Annotated in this window: 3 protein-coding genes; all 3 read right to left on the reverse strand. The window is 60.1% G+C overall.

Annotation, left to right across the window (positions count from 1 at the left end):
• Nucleotides 1-326: SAF domain-containing protein (locus Q4P21_RS16365; RefSeq protein WP_369598909.1), on the reverse strand; the 326-nt coding region annotated here is incomplete at its 3' end.
• 139 nt (nucleotides 327-465) lie between these two features.
• The gene (locus Q4P21_RS16225; protein ID WP_303389754.1) at nucleotides 466-807 is read right to left on the reverse strand and encodes an FmdB family zinc ribbon protein; all 342 of its coding nucleotides are present in this window, start codon (nucleotides 805-807) and stop codon (nucleotides 466-468) included.
• 182 nt (nucleotides 808-989) lie between these two features.
• Entirely contained in the window at nucleotides 990-1,637 is a 648-nt protein-coding gene (locus Q4P21_RS16230; protein WP_303389755.1) for a 5-formyltetrahydrofolate cyclo-ligase, read from the reverse strand.
• Nucleotides 1,638-1,793 lie beyond the last annotated feature (156 nt).

The following is a 1,793-nucleotide window of genomic DNA, read 5'->3' on the forward strand; positions in this document are numbered from 1 at the left end:
GCATTGGGTGCGGCCAGTGCGCCGTCGGGTACCATTTTGGGGCTGAGTGCGGCGATGGCAAGGTCTCCGCTGCTAAGAACATGGCCTGCCGGAAGGTCGCGGGAAGCGACCATGACTGAAGTTGTGGACGGGCTTGTGGGTGTCAGCTGTTGGACGGCTATGGCCGCTGCTGCGCACAAGAGCAGTGAGGCAAAGAGTCGCCGGCGCCGTAGGATCAGCCTGCGTAGACGGGCAAGGGGCGATGACGGAGGGCCGGTCCATGGCTGGGACCGCCAAGCCGGCCCCGGATAGAGCGGAGGGGTTGGTGGAATGCGAGAGCGCTTCATAATGCAACGCTAGGCCCACGTAGGTGGCAGGCACTGGGGCCGTGGACAAATTGTGAGCCACTGTACGCTGCGAGGTGCTTGTGAAGGAAGCAATAACCGGCCGTGGCGAAGCCGGCAACCGGAAATCAGCGAGAAGTGATTAGCTTGCTGCCGTCGCGGGGGTTTTGGTGGCCTTGTTGCCGGAGGCTGAACCAGCAGAGACTGAGCTACTCGAAACCGAGCTGGTCGAGCCTGCTGCTGCAGAAGTGGCCTTGGCTGCGCTGGTCTGATCGTTTGAAGCCGCTGCGGGGACAGAACTTGAGGTGGAGCGTGAATCGGTACGGTAGAAACCGGAGCCTTTGAATACGACGCCCACGGAGTTGAACTTCTTGCGCAGCTTGCCGCGGCATTCGGGACAAACAGTCAAAGAGTCATCGGTGAATGACTGTTGGATGTCAAAGGCGTGGCCGCAATCTTTGCAGGCGTAAGCGTATGTGGGCACTGAATTTCCTCCTGTATGCATGCGTGGGGACCATGCGACGGGCAGTAACGTGGCTGGCAGTCCAAGGTCCCAAGTGCTAATTCTACCATCGCAAGGCACAACGGCTTTGGGCGTCTGCTCATTCCCGCAGCCTGACGCGGTGCCGGCAGCCGGTGCGTGCTCCACTGGGAACACGGCAGAGTTTAGGTAAGCGGCTCTGCAGGGGTGCCCAGCGCCTGGTATCGGTTGGGAGTGAGCGCATAATTCACCGGAGCGTCAAGTTCGTTGTGGGGAAGTTGCCCGGCAGGAAAGACTTCATGTCCATACACGAGCGCAGCGACCGGAACAGTGGTATTCGAAGGCAGGAACCGGTCATAGTACCCACCACCTTGGCCCAATCTCACGCCCGTGAGATCCACGGCCAGCGCTGGGATGAGGATGGCTGAAACTGTTTCCAGTCGCTCGAAGGGGAGGCGGGGTCCAACGGGTTCCATGACGGGAGCAAATGCGCTGCGAACCATGGGTACTGCCGGGTACCAAGGTGTCCAAGACAGCTGGTGTGACGGCTCACATACGGGCACATAAACTTTCCGTCCTGAGCCAAACAGGATCTGCAAAAGTTGATCAGTGGGTGGTTCCCCGGCCATGGAAACGTAAGCACATACGCTCTCACCGGCACCCAGGGAGTCCAGCAAAGCAAGCCCGGTCCGGGCCAAGGCCCGGCCCACTGCTTCCTGGTCCACGGTGGCGGTAGATGACACTGCCGCCGTAAGGTTCCCGGCGGCGTCGAACGTTTCCCGTCGCCGGGTGCGCAGTAAGGTGCGCCATGCTGCCTTGTTCGGTGTAGTCATGCCGTTCCTGTGCAGGGATGAAGTATCTGTGTGACTAACAGTATCCCGGCAAACAGGCGAATTTCAGTTACCCTAGTGGCATGACTTCTGTAATGCATGTGCGCAAGGCGGTAATCCCCGCAGCCGGTTTGGGGACGCGTTTTTTGCCCGCGACCA

The organism is Arthrobacter sp. (assembly GCF_030540645.1).
Lineage (GTDB): Bacteria > Actinomycetota > Actinomycetes > Actinomycetales > Micrococcaceae > Specibacter.